This window comes from Streptomyces flaveus, assembly GCF_014647675.1.
Classification (GTDB): domain Bacteria; phylum Actinomycetota; class Actinomycetes; order Streptomycetales; family Streptomycetaceae; genus Streptomyces; species Streptomyces flaveus.
The window spans coordinates 57,438-73,427 of record NZ_BMPQ01000025.1 but is presented as its reverse complement, the minus strand read 5'-3'; the positions used below and the strand labels follow the sequence as shown (position 1 = coordinate 73,427).

The following is a 15,990-nucleotide window of genomic DNA, read 5'->3' as shown; positions in this document are numbered from 1 at the left end:
GGCACGGGTGGGCACCGACACCGTGCGGACGGAGGCGGCCGACGACGCGGCCGGGCGGCGCCGCGAACAACACGGCTGGTACGTCTACGACTGGGCCTGCTCCGTCTATTCGACAAGTGTCCTGACGGTGTTCCTCGGGCCCTATCTGACGTCGGTCGCCGAGTCGGCGGCGGACGCGGACGGCTTTGTGCACCCCCTGGGGATCCCGGTCCGCGCGGGTTCCTTCTTCGCGTACTCCGTGTCTGCGTCCGTGATCCTGTCGATCTTCGTGATGCCCCTGGCGGGTGCGGCGGCCGACCGCACCGGGCGCAAGAAGCCGCTGCTCGCGACCGCCGCCTATGTGGGCGCCGCGGCCACCACCGGCATGTTCTTCCTGGACGGCGACCGCTATCTGCTGGGCGGCTTCCTGCTGATCGTGGCCAATGCCTCGCTGGCCGTCTCGATGGTGCTCTACAACTCCTATCTGCCGCAGATCGCCCCGCCCGAGGAGCGTGACGCCGTCTCGTCCAGGGGCTGGGCCTTCGGTTACGCCGCGGGCGCGCTGGTTCTGGTGGCGAACCTGGTGCTGTTCACGGCCCATGACAGTTTCGGCCTCTCGGAGGCGATGGCCGTACGCATCTGTCTGGCTTCCGCGGGCATCTGGTGGGGCGCCTTCACGCTCGTACCCCTCAAGCGGCTGCGCGATCGCCGTACGACGCCCCGGGAAGGGACGTCCGTGCAGGGCTGGCGCCAACTGGCCGCCACCGTGCGGGACATGCGGCGCAAGCCCCGGACGCTCGCCTTCCTGCTGGCCTATCTCGTCTACAACGACGGCATCCAGACGGTCATCTCACAGGCCTCCGTGTACGGCTCCGAAGAGCTGGACCTCGGCCAGTCGACCCTGATCGTCGCGGTGCTGCTCGTCCAGCTGCTGGCCGTGGCCGGGGCGCTCGGCATGGGGCGGCTCGCGCGCGTGTACGGCGCGAAGCGCACGATTCTCGGCTCGCTGGTGGCGTGGACGGTGACGATCGGGGCGGGTTACTTCCTGCCCGCGGGCTCACCCGTGTGGTTCTTCGTGCTCGCCGCCGGGATCGGCCTCGTGCTCGGCGGGAGCCAGGCGCTGTCCCGCTCGCTGTTCTCGCATCTGGTGCCGCGGGGCAAGGAGGCCGAGTACTTCTCGGCGTACGAGATGAGCGACCGCGGCATGAGCTGGCTGGGCCCGCTTCTGTTCGGTCTGACGTACCAGCTGACCGGAAGTTACCGGGACGCGATCATCTCGCTCGTGGTCTTCTTCGTCATCGGATTCGTGCTGCTCGCGCGGGTTTCGGTGCGGCAGGCGGTGCGGGATGCGGGCAACCCGGTTCCGGACCGGATCTAGCACCAGATCCAGCGCCGATTTAGCACCTGAGGCCAAAGGCCGGTAGTGTACGCGTTTGGCCTGCCAGGCGTACCGTTACTGCGCGTCAAAGAAGCCGAAACGTTGGGTGACATCTGCTCTCAGATGTGACAAACCGGGCGCTGGTGGGTACAACAAGGGGCGGCTACGACGGCGACGCATGACCCGCAACGGGAATCTTTACCGCCGACCGGACGTTGACCGGATGACGACGACAGCGACACCTGTCCTGTGGGCGACAAGCCCGGGAGGCACGATTCATGAGTGAGCGAGCTCTTCGCGGCACGCGCCTCGTGGTGACCAGCTACGAGACTGACCGCGGCATCGACCTGGCCCCACGCCAGGCCGTGGAGTACGCATGCGAGAAGGGCCATCGTTTTGAGATGCCCTTCTCGGTGGAGGCGGAGATCCCGCCGGAGTGGGAGTGCAAGGTCTGCGGGGCCCAGGCACTCCTCGTGGACGGCGACGGCCCCGAAGAGAAGAAGGCCAAGCCCGCGCGCACGCATTGGGACATGCTGATGGAGCGGCGCACGCGCGAGGAACTCGAAGAGGTCCTCGCGGAGCGCTTGGCCGTTCTCCGATCCGGCGCCATGAACATCGCGGTACATCCGCGGGACAGCCGCAAGTCCGCGTAGCCCCTCCGGGGGTTGGGCGGCATAGAGAGCGCACCCAGGACCGCGGGTGCCGTGCTTTTGGTGCACGGCACCCGCGGTTCTGTTGTGTTGATGGTGCGGCTGAGTGGTGGGTTGCTGTCCCTGGGGCTGCGCCCCAGACCCCCATCGCCCTGGCGGGCTCGTCCTCAATCGCCGGACGGGCTGATTTGCGCTGGCCCGTGTCCGACTGCGGGTTCGTCGTGACTTGTCGCTCCCCCGCTCTCGACTTCTCCCCCAGTGCCTTAAGGGCCTGGGGGTCCCCCCAGAGCGGGGGACCCCCATCGCGGCGGAGCCGCAGATTGACACAGCCCCGCGCCCCTTCGGGGCGCGGTGGTCAGCCAGTCAGCGGCGGGCGCGGGCCCGGCTCCCCCTCGGGTCCCCGGCGCTCGTCGTCGTGGATGACCTCGCCCGGTACGACCTTGCCGTCGGGGCGGTGCATGCGGGCCTGTTGGAAGGCGTCGCCCAGGGTGCCGGGAGTGGCCTCGCGCATCTTGCGTTCGAAGGTGCGCTCCGCGTAGCGGCTCAGGGACTTCTGGACCGGTGGGATCAGCAGGACCAGGCCGAACGCGTCGGAGATCAGGCCCGGCAGCATCAGAAGCAGGCCGCCCAGCATCATCAGGCCATTGCCTTCGCTGCCTCGCTCGCCCTCCGGCAGCACCCCGCTCTGCTGCTGTTGAAGGGCCTCGCTCAGGGCCCGGAAGGCTCGGCGCCCGGCCCGCTTGATGACCACGGAACCCAGCACGAACCCGGCCACGAGCAGCAGAAAGACGGCCCAGCCACCCGCCGCGCCCGCCACCACGGTCAGCAGCCAGATCTCCAGGACCAGCCATGCGGCGATGCCGAGCGGCAGGAACGTACGCAGCCGGGACCGCCGCGGTCGCGCGGGGTACGTCGGGGTCGGAGCGCCAGTCGTCATACGTCCAGTGTGCCTGGGGCAGGCTCAGTACGGGATAAGGGGGCGATCAATTCTGCCCAAGGCCCCACGGATCAAGGCGACTTACGCCCCAGGATCCGCCCCGCTCGCTCCCCCACACCCCACGTCGTGACCCGCCACAGCGCCTCCACGAAGATGTCGCGGCTCATCTTGGAGTCTCCGAGCTCACGCTCGACGAACGTGATGGGCACCTCGACGACGTGGTAGCCGGCCTTGACGGCGCGGCGTGCCAGGTCGACCTGGAAGCAGTAGCCCTGGGAGGCGACGCCGTCGAGGCCGAGACCTTCGAGGGTCTCCCGGCGGAACGCGCGGTAGCCGCCGGTGACATCGCGGATCGGTACGTCGAGCAGGACGCGGGAGTACAGGCTGCCGCCGCGCGAGATGAACTCCCGGGACTTGGGCCAGTTCACGACCCGCCCGCCGGGTACCCACCTGGAGCCGAGGACCAGGTCGGCGCCCTTGAGTGCGGTGAGCAGCCGGGGCAGTTCCTCGGGCCGGTGCGAACCGTCGGCGTCCATCTCGACCAGTACGCCGTAATCGTGCTCGATCCCCCACTGGAAGCCCGCGAGGTAGGCGGCACCGAGGCCCTCCTTGCCCTTGCGGTGCAGCACATGGACATGGTCGTCCTCGGAGGACAGCTCGTCGGCGTGTTTGCCGGTGCCGTCGGGACTGTTGTCGTCGGCGACCAGGACGTGCGCCTCGGGCACCGCGGCCCGCACCCGGCGGACGATCGCCCTGATGTTCTCCACCTCGTTGTAGGTGGGGATGATCACCAAGGTGGTGCCGAGCGGACCGAACTGTCGCCCACCGCCGTCGTTCACAGCTTCCCCTTAAGACATCCGTGCGAGAGGGGCTCCACCATAGCGAGCGTCCGCTACGGCGCAGACAGGTACGGCGGCCCGGGAGACCTGAGAAGGGGAAGATACAGCGGATCGGGACCCGGCGCCCTTCGGGCCGACCTGGGACCCGCTGGCTGCGGATCGACCTAGAGCCGTTGTCTACTGAGCGCCGGGCCCCACCCGGGTCACACCTGCCGACCGGCGGAACGTTCCCCCGCCCCCGTGGCGCGAGCGCTGGGCCTGGCTCCCAGTTGTGGTGCGCCGGTGCGGCACACCACCCCTGACACAGCGGCGCTTCGAGGGCTGCTCGGAACCTCCGCGGTCGGACGTCCGGTGGTGGACCCGGCCGAACCTACCGGCCACCCGCCGCTTGCTGTCAACAGCCGTTCGAGCTGCGGACTTTCGCTCAGCCGCCTGGTCAGCGCGGAGGATACGCAGGTGGCAGGACAGAGTGCCTGGTGAGGACTGGTGCCGGGCCGCCCCGGCACATCACCCCTCCGGCCGTACGAACACGGTGCGCCCGCCCACGACGGTCCGCAGACAGACGGGAAGGGGTGTCCCGGGCGTCAGGTCGGGCAGTCCGGGGGTGCCGGAGCGGGGGTCGGTCGACCAGCGGGCGACCCGGTCGTCCGGGGCCTGGACGACCAGTTCATCGGCCTGCCACACGGCGTAGTCGGCGGGTGCGCCCGGCACCAGGACGCCCGCCTCGTCCCGGCCGATCGCCCGCCAGCCACCCCGCGTATGGGCCGTGAAGGCGGCGCGTACGGAGATCCGGTGCTCCGGTGTGCGGTGGAAGGCCGCAGCGCGGACGGTGCCCCACGGGTCCAGCGGGGTGACGGGGCTGTCGGAGCCGAAGGCGAGCGGTACGCCGGTACGCAGGAGGGCCGCGAACGGGTTGAGCGTACGGGCCCGTTCGGCGCCCAGACGCTGTGCGTACATGCCGTCCTCGCCACCCCACAACGCGTCGAAGGCGGGTTGGACAGAGGCGGTGAGGCCGAGTTCGGCGAAGCCCGCGATGGTCTCGGGGGTGAGCATCTCGGCGTGCTCGACGCGGTGCCGAGCCGCCCGGACACGGGCCAGGCCGACCTTCTCGGCGGCGGCGCGCGCTCCCTCGACCACGGCGGTGACGGCGGCGTCCCCAATGGCGTGGAAGCCTGCCTGCAGCCCCGCCTCCGTACAGGCCACCACATGGGCGGCGACGTCGGAGGCGTCCAGGTAGGAGGTGCCGGTGTGGCCGGCGTCCGCGTACGGCCGGTGCAGGCAGGCCGTGTGCGAGCCGAGCGCGCCGTCGACGAAGAGGTCGCCCGCGGCGCCGATCGCGCCCAGGGAGCGGGCCTTCGTGACGTCCTGCTCGGCCCAGTAACCGACGACCCTCGGTCCGGCCTCCTCCGCGGCGAGCCGCAGCAGCCCGGTGAAGTCGTCCTCGGAGGAGATCTCGGGGCCCGCGCACTCGTGGACGGAGCCGATGCCGAGCGAGGCGGCGTGCGCCAGCGCGGCACGCTGGGCCTCGGTGCGCTGGGCCGGGGTGACAGCTCCCAGAGCCGCGGCGCGGACGGCGTGGTGGGCGTCCCGGGTGAGCGGTTGCCCGGCCTCGAAGCCCGCCTTCTCCCGCACTCCTGGCGCCAGATCCAGCAGGGCCGTGGTCACGACGGCGGAGTGCACGTCGATCCGGCTGAGGTAGAGCGGGCGACCGCCGGTGACCTCGTCGAGTTCTTCCCGCCGGGGCGGGCGCCGCTCGGGCCAGCGGGCGGCGTCCCAGCCGTGACCGAGGAGGACCCGGTCGCCGGGGCGGGCCGCGGCGAAGTCCCGTACGAGATCGAGGGCCGCCGCCAGGGAGGGCGCGTCGGACAGATCGAGGCCGGTGAGGGCGAGCCCGGTGGCCGTACTGTGCACATGGGCGTCGGTGAACGCCGGGGTGACCAGGGCGCCTTCGAGGTCCACCACCTCGCCGACCCCGTCCGCGAACGCGTCGGCCGCGCCCTCGGAGCCGACCCAGGCGACCTGCCCGCGTTCCACGACCATCGCGGTGGCGAACGGGTCGGCGGGGCTGTGGACTTCCCCGCCGCGCAGCAGCACGGTACGTGGGGTGGCGGTGCTCTCACTCATGGAGAACAGTTTCGCCCCTCGACGCCCGCACCCCTCTTCCGGGGCTCTTCCGGGGGTTCAGATCTTGGGTGGCCGTGCCTCGTACGGCGTCGACAGGACGACCGTCGTACGCGTCGACACGCCGGCCAGCGAGCGGAGGCGCGCGAGCAGTTCCTCCAGCTCGTGGGGGGTCGAGACGCGGACCTTGAGGATGTAGTTCTCGTCTCCCGCGACGCTGTGGCAGGCCTCGATCTCGGGGACGCCGGACAGTCGTTCCGCGATGTCGTCCGGGGCGCTGGGGTCGAACGGTTTCACCGAGATGAAGGCCGTCAGCGGCAGCCCGACGGCCTCCGGGTCGACGACCGCCGCATAGCCGCGGATCACGCCGCGCTGCTCAAGCCGGCGCACCCGCTGGTGCACGGCCGACGTGGACAGTCCGGTGGCCTTGCCCAGGTCGGTGTAGCTCATCCGCCCGTCCTCGACGAGCAGCTGCACGATCTGTCGGTCGAGCTCCTCCATGGCAGGAACCTACAGGGCCCTTGATCCTCGCCGGTACCTCAGCGGCGCAGGTCATACCCGGTTTGTGATCTGATAGGGACGACCCGGCGAGCCACGTGGGGACAAATGCACCGCGTCCGGCACCTGCGGGCGGCATGTGACGAACGCCACAGTGTGACTACAGGTTCCGTGATGTCCTCGTGATTACCGCCGAGACGGGACGGGAAGTGCTTGCTGTGGTCGAGGCCGCAGCGCCTTGTCGGCCCACCCGAGGGGGAGAAAATCTATGCAGAGTCTGAAGCGCCCCGGTCGTACCGCACCCAAGCGGCAGCAGCCGGTCGTCGAGCCCGCGCCGGAGGGTGTTGAACCGGCTGAGGACGAGTTCGACGCGTACGACACCTTCGAGATGTACCGGGTGATCTGCCCGGACTGCGCGCAGCCCATCGCACTCCTCGCGGACGAGGAGGTCCTGCCGGAGCACGCGCTGTGCGCCACCCCGTGGAACCCGTTCGGGCTCACGGTCTGCGCCGGTACGGGCCGCGCGGCGGCCGAGGCCCGGCCCGCCGACGAGTCGATGGAGGCTCAGGAGCAGGACACTGCCCTGCTGTTGACGCTCCCTCAGGGACTCGACTGGCGCACACAGCCCTTCTCGCACGCCGGCGGCCCCGGCTCGCGCCCCATCCGGGTGCCGGTGATGCGCCGCGTAGGCGCTCCGCTGGGTTAGGCGGTTTCGAAGCTGCGGGTTCGTTGTGGCTGGTCGCGCCCGCGCGGCGGAGCCGCAAATCGATACGGCTCCGCGCCCCTGAAGAGGCCTGCGGCCTCCCTAGGGGCGCGGTGCCGCAGCGGACTTCGCCAAGCCTGACCGGCTGGGTTCCGAACCCCCATACGGGCTCCGCCGTGAACTCACGGGCGAATCCGTGGCCGGTGACTTGTCCGGCCTCGACGCGTTGGCCCGGTATGACCTCCACCTATGCAGAAACGAGCCGTCGCCGCAGGATTATCGTTCCGGCACCCGCGGAATCGGCGTCCGAGAGCACACAGCAGCAGGCTGAAAAGCCATCGGCCCAGACACCGAAGGCAAAGACACCGCAGACACAGGCGCCACAGACAGCACAGCAGCCCCAGGATCCGCCCATCTACCGTGCTCTGCTTCGCACTTGGGCCAAAGGGGGCCGGACCCTGCCAGGGCGTCACGACCCCGAGTGGGTCCGGCTCGTCGCGCCCTCGGCCACGTACGGATACGGGTACGGGCGGCTGTTCACCGCGACTCGGGACCAGCGAGGTGACGAGCGATGACCATCCGCTGGATCTGATTGGTGCCCTCGACGATCTGCAGCACCTTCGCCTCGCGCATGTAGCGCTCGACGGGGAAGTCCGCGGTGTAGCCGTACCCGCCGAGCACCTGGACGGCGTCCGTGGTGACCTTCATCGCGGCGTCCGTGCACAGCAGTTTCGCCATGGCTGCCTGCTTGGAGAACGGCCGCCCCGCGTCCCGCAGCCGGGCGGCCGTGAGATAGAGCGCCCGGCCCGCCTCGATCTGGGTCGCCATGTCCGCGAGCATGAAGCGCAGGCCCTGGAAGTCCGCGATCCGCCGGCCGAACTGCTCGCGCCCGGTGGCGTACGCGACCGCCTCGTCCAGCGCCGCCTGGGCCACACCGATCGCACAGGCCGCGATGCCGAGCCGCCCGGAGTCGAGCGCGGACAGGGCGATCGCGAAGCCCTGGCCCTCGTCGCCGATGCGCCGGTCGTCGGAGATCCGCACCCCGTCGAAGTGCACCTGGGCGGTGGGCGAGCCCTTCATGCCCATCTTCTTCTCGGGCGCCGCCGCACTCAGCCCCTCGGCGTCACCGGGCACCAGGAACGCCGTGATGCCACGTGTCCCCTCGCCGCCGCTGCGCGCGAACACGGTGTAGAAGTCGGCGATCCCGCCATGAGTGATCCAGGCCTTGGTACCGGTGAGAACCCAGTCCTCCCCGTCCTGTACGGCCTTCGTCCGCATGCTGGCGGCATCGGATCCCGAGGACGGCTCGGAGAGGCAGTACGCCCCGAGGAGGCCGCCGCCGAGCATGGCCGGCAGATGCTCGACCTGCTGTCCCTTCGTGCCGTAGTGGGCGAGGGCGTGACAGGACAGGGAGTGCACGCTGACGCCGAGGCCGACGGTGATCCGGGCCGCGGCGAGCTCTTCGAGGACCTGGAGGTAGACCTCGTACGGCTGGTCACCGCCGCCGTACTCGGAGTCGTACGGAAGGCCGAGCAGTCCCGACTCGGAGAGCAGCGTGAAGACGTCGCGCGGGAAGTGCCCGGCGTCCTCCTCCTCGGCCGCCTTCGGGGCGATCTCGCGCTGCGCGATGTCGCGGACGAGCGAGATCAGATCCCGGGCCTCGTCCGTGGGCAGTTGACGGTCCACCGGCTGCGGGGCGCGGTCGGGCATGGCGACGCTCTCCTCCCTGTCGGGCACTTCGGCGAGCGCCTGCCTTGGTTTTAGAGGGCTCCACCGGGTCTCACAGTGCCCAGCCGATGCTGTCCGTCCGGGTCGCGGAGGGAGCTGACCAGCGGCTGTGCGCTGTGAGTATGCCCGGTCCGCAGCAGCGCGTCACCGGTTAACGCTCGTTAATTAGAACACATTCGGATTGGTCCGAACCATTGACGCACTGGTCTAGTCCTCCTACTGTTCCCCCAGCGTCGAACGCGTTCATGCCAAGCGGTACCGTCCTGCCCGAGCGCCACCCGGCAGGGCCCCCCACGCTCCTCTCCCCACGAGGTGACCCGATGCTCAGACCGCAACGTCCCCCCGCCCGTTTCCGGACACTCATCTCCGCCGTGTGCTGCACCGTCCTCGGTGCGGGACTGCTCGCCGGCGCCGGCCCCGCCGCCACCGCGTCGCAAGAGGCCACCGCGGCCGACTCGGCGCAGGAAGCCGCCGCACCCGGCTCGAAGGTCGTCGGCTACTTCACCGAGTGGGGCACCTACGCCCGCAACTACCTCGTCAAGAACATCGACACGTCCGGCTCGGCGGCCAAGCTCACCCACATCAACTACGCCTTCGGCAACGTCACCGGCGGCAAGTGCGCCATGGGCGACTCCTACGCGGCGACGGAACGGACGTACACCGCGACCGAGTCCGTCGACGGCACCGCCGACACCTGGGACCAGCCCCTGCGCGGCACCTTCAACCAGCTGCGCGAGCTGAAGAAGAAGCACCCGAACCTCAAGGTCCTCTGGTCCTTCGGGGGCTGGACCTGGTCCGGCGGCTTCGCCGAGGCCGCCGGGAACCCGGCCGCCTTCGCCCAGTCCTGCTACGACCTGGTCGAGAACTCCAAGTGGGCGGACGTCTTCGACGGGATCGACATCGACTGGGAGTACCCGAACGCGTGCGGCCTGACCTGCGACACCAGCGGCAGGGAGGCGTACGGGAAGCTGATGTCGGCGGTGCGCGCGAAGTTCGGCGGCTCCTCGCTGGTCACGGCGGCGATCCCGGCCGACGCCACCAGCGGCGGCAAGATCGACGCGGCGGACTACGCGGGCGCCGCGCAGTACGTCGACTGGTACAATCCGATGACGTACGACTTCTTCGGCGCCTTCGACGCGACCGGTCCGACGGCTCCGCACTCGCCGCTGACCTCGTACCCCGGGATTCCGAAGGCGGAGTTCCACACCTCCGCGACCATCGACAAGCTCAAGGGCCTCGGCATCCCGGCCTCGAAGCTGCTGCTCGGCATCGGCTTCTACGGGCGCGGCTGGACCGGTGTCACCCAGGAGGCGCCCGGCGGCACCGCCACCGGTCCGGCGGCAGGAACGTACGAGCAGGGCATCGACGACTACAAGGTGCTCAAGACGAAGTGCCCGGCGACGGACACGGTCGGCGGCACGGCATACGCCAAGTGCGGCAGCGACTGGTGGAGTTACGACACACCGTCGACCATCGCCGGAAAGACGGCCTACAAGAACCAGCAGGGCCTGGGAGGCACCTTCTTCTGGGAACTGAGCGGTGACACCTCGGACGGCGAGCTGATCCGGGCGATCAACTAGCTTGTTCCGTACGTCACTTGGGGCGGGGGTCGGCAGACCCCCGCTCTTCGCTCAGGCCTTGCGGGCGGCTTCCGGCGTTGGGTACGAGGGGTCGAGGTCCTCGATCGCCCGCAGGGCGCCGCCGAGCATCTTCACCAGCAGTTCGCGCATCACGTCGCGCGGGAGCACCTGGTGGTCGATCCAGTCGAGGGTGGTGCCCTCGACGCTGCACAGCCAGCCGAGCAGCGCCATGCGGGGCAGCGGGGCGACCTTGCGCCGGCCGTACGCTCCCTCGGCGATGGTCTCGAGGATGGCTTCGCGCACGCCGTCGCGGATGGCGAGCACCTCGGCGTCGAAGCCGACGCCGCCGGTGATGATCGCGCGGTACGCGGCCTGGTGGTGCTCGGCGTAGCGCAGGTAGCCGTCGATGGTGCGGTGCACCCGTTCATAGGGCGGCAGTTCGAGGCCGCCGGCCGCGCGGGAGATCAGGTCGGCCACCGAGTCCTCGATGATGGCCAGGTAGTAGCCGCGCTTGGACTTGAAGTAGTAGTAGATCAAGCCCTTGGCGACGTGTGCGTGCTTGGCGATGTCGTCCATCGACAGTGTGTCGTAGGACGTGTCGGCGAATAACTTCCGCCCGATCGCGATGAGTTCGGCACGACGCGCCAAGGAGCGGTCGGTGCCGCGCGCCCGTGGGCGGTCGTCGTGCCGTTGACTATGGTTCAATTCCAGCCCTGGTCTTCAACTGCCTCCGAAACTTTCGCTGGCAGTATGTCAGACCCCCGCCACCGGCCTGTTCGACTCTCTTCGACTGTTTCCGCTGCCCCGCAGGCCAGCCGTCAGATCACGCCGAGCTGTGTGACGAGCATCGCGAGCACCACCACGAGGGTCCAGCCGGCAAGGTGCTCGAGGATCTTCGGGTCGTCGTCCTTGGGGCCGCCGGTACGGGTCTGAAGGCGTCCGGCGGTGACAGAGGTCGCGGTCATGGCAGCTCGCTCGCGTTGGCTTCGGTCGGTGGACTCCCCCGAGGCCACTGGGTCCCTCGGCCCCGGGAGCTGTCCACCTTGCCACCGGAATCGGCTTTTGCGGGGGAGACCTTGGTCACGTCCCGTATGCCCAGGTCAGCACCCCCGTCAGCGGATGCCGACCGCCGCCAGTGCCTTCCGCTGGCGCGCCGTGGGATGCGCCGGGAAGTAGAGGTAACAGACCCCGCCGGTCCCGGAGACCACGTTCCCGGAAGCGTTGTACCTCTTGGTACGGAGCCAGATGTTTTCCCAGGCGCGCCGCTGGTAGACCCGCCGCACCGCCTCGTTGCTCGGTGAGTTCGGGTCGTTGGCGATCACGTCACCTTCGGCCGTGAATCCGATGACGGTCATCAGATGGCCCGCGGTGCCGTAACCCGCTCCGGGCAGCTCGGACTCGAGGAACGACTGGGACGTTATGACCGGGATGCCCGCCGCGATCAGCGTCTCCAGATCGGTGAGCGAACCGAGCCGCGTCACCACGCCCTGGAGGTCCTTGTACGTGGCGGCGTACGCGGCGTTGAAGGGCCAGTTGCCGCAGCCTTCGTACTGGTAGTCGTAGGTGAACCGGGCGGCATGGCACACCTGCGGATCCGCGAAGTCGGGATCGACCCAGGCCAGGTCCTCGGCCGTGGGCCCGCGCCCCCAGTACTCGATGATCATCTGCGAGGAGGTGGGGCTGCACCAGGCCTCGCCGCCGTTGTCGTACTCCGGGTACTGGCCGATGTGGGTCTCCTGCGAGTACCGCGGGACCGTCAGCTCCTTGGCGAGGCCGGGCGTCGAGGCCGGAACGGTGAAGCGGTCCGGGATGTCGGAGCCCATCGCGCCGAGCCGCCACACGGTGGGCGTGATCTTCGCGCCGGGCTTGCGGTACAGGATCAGCCGCAGCCGGTACGAGACGAGGCGCAGACCCGAGGCCGCGTCGCCGATGGAGAAGGTGTCCGTCCAGACGCTGCTCCTGCCGTCGCTCTGGTCGTCCACCGAGGTACGCCTGATGTCCTGGTCACCGGCCGCCCAGCGGCCCATCACATACCAGGGGGTGTCCGTGCCGTCGGAGTACGTGCCCGCCAGCTCGATCTGGAGCCAGGTCCCCGCCGGAGTGTGCGCGTTCCAGGAGGCGATGACCTCGGTCGAGGGGACGGCGAGGCGGTGGACGGGTGAGGTCCAGCGCGCGTACTCCCAGGTGGCCGTCCTGCCGGTGTGCGGGTCCGGGTAGTCGGTGCGGCCGGCAGGGGTCGCGATCACCAGGCCCGGACGCTTCCCGGAGATGGCGCGGGTCCCCTCCGCGGTGCCTCCGCGCCAGTCGGTGTACGAGGTCCAGGCGCGGTTGTCGACCTGGCCGGACGGTGCTTTCGACGGGGTGTGCGCGGTGCGGGCGGAGGAGCCGGCGGCGGCCGCCGGGCTCGCGGCACCCGCCACTGCCGCGGCCACCGCCACGGCCAACAGGCTTCTGCGGGAGGGCTGTTCGGCTCTGGTCATGTGCGGATGACCCCCAGATTTCCGGAACGGGCGAGTCCAAAGTGCGGGTGTGCGCCAACTATGGATGCCCGTGCCGTCCCCTGCCAGCACCTCAAGGGTCGTGGCACCGATCAATATTGGTCACAACCATTGGCACTACGTTCGGGAAATACCCTGGCAATGTGCACACCTCGCCAGACACCCTCGCCTCCCGCCTCCACCGACTGCCGCCCTCCTGCGGCCCCGTCCGCCTCGTCGGCATCGACGGCCACGCGGGCTCCGGGAAGACGACGTTCGCGGGGCGGCTGGCCGAGGCGCTGGGCGGCGTACCCGTACTGCACCTGGACGACATAGCCACGCACGAGGAGCTGTTCGCGTGGACGGGGCGGCTGCTCCGGGACGTCGTCGAGCCGCTGAGCCGCGGTGAGCGTGCGCACTACCGGCCGTACAACTGGCAGGCACGCCGCTTCGGGCCGGTCCGCGAACTGCCGCCGGCGCCCGTGGTGCTCGTCGAGGGTGTCGGCGCGGGACGTCGTGTGTTGCGGCCGTTTCTGGCGTGCCTGCTGTGGATGGAGTTGGCGTCCGAGGATGCCTGGGCGCGAGGCCGGCAGCGGGACGGTTCGGAGCAGAGCGACTTCTGGGCAGGCTGGGTTCTCGCCGAGCGCCGCCACTTCGCCGAGGACCCTTCCCGACCCTTTGCCGATCTCTTGGTGCGGGGGTTTTCGGAGGGATTTGAGGTGTTTCCGGGACCTGCTGGGACCCCTGGACCGGACCAGGTCATCACGCACCGTGACGGGCCATAGCCTGTGTGCTGAACCCGTGAAGAGGGGTGTCCGAGAAGTGCCCCAAGTGCTTCAACTCGGCTTGACCGAGGGGCCGTACAGGTCTTACGTTCTCAATGTGCGGCTTTTCGAAGTCGCCGACAGACGCGAAGCCCCCGGTTGTTCCCCCGTGATCGGGGGCTTCGTTCTGTCCTCATTCCGGATTCCGGACGCTCCGCGAAATGTTTCGCTCACCCTCGGTCACCGCGCCGAGTGCGCCCCATGTGCTCCCACCTCGAAGAACCCGTCGTGCGGGCACTCTTCGGCCGGGCACCACCCCGCGGGTACGATGCCTCTCGGTGCGACTTTCGGACGGCTGCTCTCCGCACCGAACGCGCAACTCCCGTCCACAGCACAGCGGTTCGACGAAGGCTGCCGACGGGCACCGGCCCGCCCGGCACTCAACGGGGGCACGGTTTGTGGGGGACGTGATGGACTTCGGCACGCAGGGCCCCGAGGCCCCGGCCGACCTCGCCTGGCTGCGAGGTGTGGACGCCTACACTATGGGGGCCTATCCGCAGGCGGAGGAGGAGTTCCGCGCGGCGGTCCGGATCGATCCGGGGATGGCCGACGGCTGGCTCGGGCTGCACGCGCTGCGCATCGACACGACCACCGCGCTGCTGCGGATGTTCCGGCACCGGGAGCGCTTCGGGGAACAGCGCGCCCGCCACCGGCGCACTCTCAACTCCTGGTACTGGCTGGGCTGGTGGGTGCAGCCCGTCCTCGAGAGCCCGCGCGATCTGCTGCTCGCGCACGCCTCGCACTGGCTCGACGGTCGCCATGTCCCGGAGCTGGACCGGGCGCTCGCGGGACTGCCGCCGGTGGACACCGATCCGCAGGTGCGGTTTCTGCACGCCTGCCGGGCCTATCTGGTCAAGGACTGGGAGCAGTTGGTCCGGCACACCGATCCGCTGATCGACGATCCGATGCTGGGCATCGAGGCCGGGCTCTTCGGCGGCATGGCGCGCGTACGTCTGGAGATGTACGGGCAGGCCCAGCCGCTGCTGTCGGCCGCGCTGATGCGCTGTCGCAGCGAGCAGCCGCAGCGCAAGGAGCTGCGGTACTGGCTGGCGCGGGCGCACGAGGGCACGGGACGGTCGGCGGCGGCGTTGCCCCTGTACCGGGCGGTGCACCGGGTCGACCCCGCCTTCATGGACACCTCGGCGCGGCTCGCGGCGATCTCCGAGGGCGACGGGTACGACGACGCGGTGGACCTCGCGGCGATCACGCTCACCGGCGTCCAGGACATGATCGACGGACCGGACGGCGTCGACGCGCTGTTCGGCCCGGAGGGCCGGGACCTCAAGCTGTCGGAGCCCGACATGCCGCCGTCGGGCGGGCTGCCGCCGGAGACCGACACGGTCCGCGAGAAGGCCATAGTGCCGGTCCAGCCTCCGCAGCTGCCGACCGGCCCCACCGACCCCGCGTTGCTCCAGGAGGCGCTCGCCGAGCTGGAGCGGATGGTCGGCCTGGAGCCGGTGAAGCGGCAGGTGAAGGCGCTGTCCGCGCAGTTGAACATGGCCCGGCTGCGCGCCGGCCAAGGCTTGCCCGTGCAGCCGCCGAAGCGGCACTTCGTCTTCTCCGGGCCCTCCGGCACCGGCAAGACGACGGTGGCCCGCATCCTGGGCCGCGTCTTCTACGCACTCGGGCTGCTCGGCGGCGACCACCTCGTGGAGGCCCAGCGCGCCGACCTGGTGGGCGAGTACCTCGGCCAGACCGCCGTGAAGGCCAACGAACTGATCGACTCCGCGATCGGCGGCGTCCTCTTCGTCGACGAGGCCTACTCACTGTCCAACTCCGGCTACAGCAAGGGCGACGCATACGGCGACGAGGCGCTTCAGGTGCTCCTCAAGCGCGCCGAGGACAACCGCGACCATCTCGTCGTGATCCTCGCCGGCTACCCCGAGGGCATGGACCGCCTGCTCGCCGCCAACCCCGGGCTTTCGTCCCGTTTCACGACCCGCGTCGACTTCCCCTCGTACCGTCCCCTCGAACTCACCTCGATCGGCGAGGTGCTGGCCGCCGAGAACGGCGACGTGTGGGACGAGGAGGCGCTCGACGAGCTGCGCTCCATCAGCGGGCACGTCGTCGACCAGGGCTGGATCGACGAGCTCGGCAACGGCCGCTTCCTGCGCACCCTGTACGAGAAGAGCTGCGCCTACCGCGATCTGCGGCTGTCCGGCTACACGAGCGAGCTGACCCGCGATGACCTGTCCACCCTGCGGCTGCCGGACCTGATGCAGGCGTACGGCGAGGTTCTCTCGGGCCGAGGGCCCCAGGATCCGTCGGCGATCTGA

Annotated in this window: 14 protein-coding genes; 6 read left to right on the top strand and 8 right to left on the bottom strand. The window is 69.9% G+C overall.

The features are described 5' to 3' along the window. Positions 1–7: 7 nt before the first annotated feature. Together IEZ21_RS34845 and IEZ21_RS34840 are read left to right on the top strand one after the other, a co-directional pair. A complete protein-coding gene (locus IEZ21_RS34845) occupies positions 8–1,357 on the top strand; it encodes an MFS transporter (protein WP_189325812.1) in 1,350 nt (449 codons plus the stop codon). 278 nt (positions 1,358–1,635) lie between these two features. After that, positions 1,636–2,010 carry an RNA polymerase-binding protein RbpA gene (locus IEZ21_RS34840; protein ID WP_030677841.1) on the top strand — a complete coding sequence of 125 codons (375 nt, stop codon included), beginning with the start codon at positions 1,636–1,638 and terminating at the stop codon, positions 2,008–2,010. A 352-nt stretch (positions 2,011–2,362) separates the two neighbouring features. On the opposite strand, the gene fxsA is transcribed toward IEZ21_RS34840, so the two are convergent. The 4 genes from fxsA to IEZ21_RS34820 form a co-directional block, all read right to left on the bottom strand. Then, positions 2,363–2,944, bottom strand: coding sequence for an FxsA family membrane protein (gene fxsA, locus IEZ21_RS34835; RefSeq protein ID WP_189325811.1), 582 nt, complete (start codon positions 2,942–2,944; stop codon positions 2,363–2,365). Positions 2,945–3,015: 71 nt separating this feature from the next. Then, positions 3,016–3,783: a polyprenol monophosphomannose synthase gene (locus IEZ21_RS34830; RefSeq protein ID WP_189325810.1), complete on the bottom strand. Its 768-nt coding sequence runs from the start codon at positions 3,781–3,783 to the stop codon at positions 3,016–3,018. A 507-nt stretch (positions 3,784–4,290) separates the two neighbouring features. Then, entirely contained in the window at positions 4,291–5,907 is a 1,617-nt protein-coding gene (locus tag IEZ21_RS34825; protein WP_189325809.1) for an amidohydrolase, read from the bottom strand. Between the two features lie 57 nt (positions 5,908–5,964). After that, positions 5,965–6,405, bottom strand: coding sequence for an Lrp/AsnC family transcriptional regulator (locus tag IEZ21_RS34820; RefSeq protein WP_033321839.1), 441 nt, complete (start codon positions 6,403–6,405; stop codon positions 5,965–5,967). Positions 6,406–6,670: 265 nt separating this feature from the next. Between IEZ21_RS34820 and IEZ21_RS34815 the strand changes: the two genes are divergently transcribed. Continuing rightward, positions 6,671–7,108 carry a hypothetical protein gene (locus tag IEZ21_RS34815; protein WP_033321838.1) on the top strand — a complete coding sequence of 146 codons (438 nt, stop codon included), beginning with the start codon at positions 6,671–6,673 and terminating at the stop codon, positions 7,106–7,108. A gap of 534 nt (positions 7,109–7,642) precedes the next feature. Here IEZ21_RS34815 and IEZ21_RS34810 read toward each other — a convergent pair. Next, on the bottom strand, positions 7,643–8,815 hold the full coding sequence (locus IEZ21_RS34810) for an acyl-CoA dehydrogenase family protein (protein ID WP_189325808.1): 1,173 nt from the start codon (positions 8,813–8,815) through the stop codon (positions 7,643–7,645). Between the two features lie 338 nt (positions 8,816–9,153). Here IEZ21_RS34810 and IEZ21_RS34805 point away from each other — a divergent pair, with 338 nt between their 5' ends. After that, a complete protein-coding gene (locus tag IEZ21_RS34805; RefSeq protein WP_189325807.1) occupies positions 9,154–10,413 on the top strand; it encodes a glycoside hydrolase family 18 protein in 1,260 nt (419 codons plus the stop codon). Positions 10,414–10,464: 51 nt separating this feature from the next. Here the strand turns inward: IEZ21_RS34805 and IEZ21_RS34800 are convergent, their stop codons facing one another. The 3 genes from IEZ21_RS34800 to IEZ21_RS34790 all read right to left on the bottom strand — a co-directional run bounded on the left by IEZ21_RS34800 (position 10,465) and on the right by IEZ21_RS34790 (position 12,893). Then, a complete protein-coding gene (locus IEZ21_RS34800; RefSeq protein WP_189325806.1) occupies positions 10,465–11,118 on the bottom strand; it encodes a TetR/AcrR family transcriptional regulator in 654 nt (217 codons plus the stop codon). A gap of 113 nt (positions 11,119–11,231) precedes the next feature. After that, entirely contained in the window at positions 11,232–11,378 is a 147-nt protein-coding gene (locus tag IEZ21_RS34795; protein WP_189325805.1) for an SCO1431 family membrane protein, read from the bottom strand. A gap of 147 nt (positions 11,379–11,525) precedes the next feature. Next, a complete protein-coding gene (locus tag IEZ21_RS34790; RefSeq protein ID WP_189325804.1) occupies positions 11,526–12,893 on the bottom strand; it encodes a C39 family peptidase in 1,368 nt (455 codons plus the stop codon). Between the two features lie 161 nt (positions 12,894–13,054). On the opposite strand from IEZ21_RS34790, the gene IEZ21_RS34785 reads away from it, so the two are divergent. Then, entirely contained in the window at positions 13,055–13,675 is a 621-nt protein-coding gene (locus IEZ21_RS34785) for a uridine kinase family protein (protein WP_189325803.1), read from the top strand. Positions 13,676–14,124: 449 nt separating this feature from the next. Further along, on the top strand, positions 14,125–15,990 hold the full coding sequence (locus IEZ21_RS34780) for an AAA family ATPase (protein ID WP_189325802.1): 1,866 nt from the start codon (positions 14,125–14,127) through the stop codon (positions 15,988–15,990).

Coding starts and splice junctions, on each gene's coding strand:
- IEZ21_RS34840 (WP_030677841.1), top strand. CDS start 1,636: ATGAGTGAGCGAGCTCTTCGCGGCACGCGCCTCGTGGTGACCAGCTAC.
- fxsA (WP_189325811.1), bottom strand. CDS start 2,944: ATGACGACTGGCGCTCCGACCCCGACGTACCCCGCGCGACCGCGGCGG.
- IEZ21_RS34825 (WP_189325809.1), bottom strand. CDS start 5,907: ATGAGTGAGAGCACCGCCACCCCACGTACCGTGCTGCTGCGCGGCGGG.
- IEZ21_RS34820 (WP_033321839.1), bottom strand. CDS start 6,405: ATGGAGGAGCTCGACCGACAGATCGTGCAGCTGCTCGTCGAGGACGGG.
- IEZ21_RS34815 (WP_033321838.1), top strand. CDS start 6,671: ATGCAGAGTCTGAAGCGCCCCGGTCGTACCGCACCCAAGCGGCAGCAG.
- IEZ21_RS34810 (WP_189325808.1), bottom strand. CDS start 8,815: ATGCCCGACCGCGCCCCGCAGCCGGTGGACCGTCAACTGCCCACGGAC.
- IEZ21_RS34805 (WP_189325807.1), top strand. CDS start 9,154: ATGCTCAGACCGCAACGTCCCCCCGCCCGTTTCCGGACACTCATCTCC.
- IEZ21_RS34795 (WP_189325805.1), bottom strand. CDS start 11,378: ATGACCGCGACCTCTGTCACCGCCGGACGCCTTCAGACCCGTACCGGC.
- IEZ21_RS34790 (WP_189325804.1), bottom strand. CDS start 12,893: ATGACCAGAGCCGAACAGCCCTCCCGCAGAAGCCTGTTGGCCGTGGCG.
- IEZ21_RS34780 (WP_189325802.1), top strand. CDS start 14,125: ATGGACTTCGGCACGCAGGGCCCCGAGGCCCCGGCCGACCTCGCCTGG.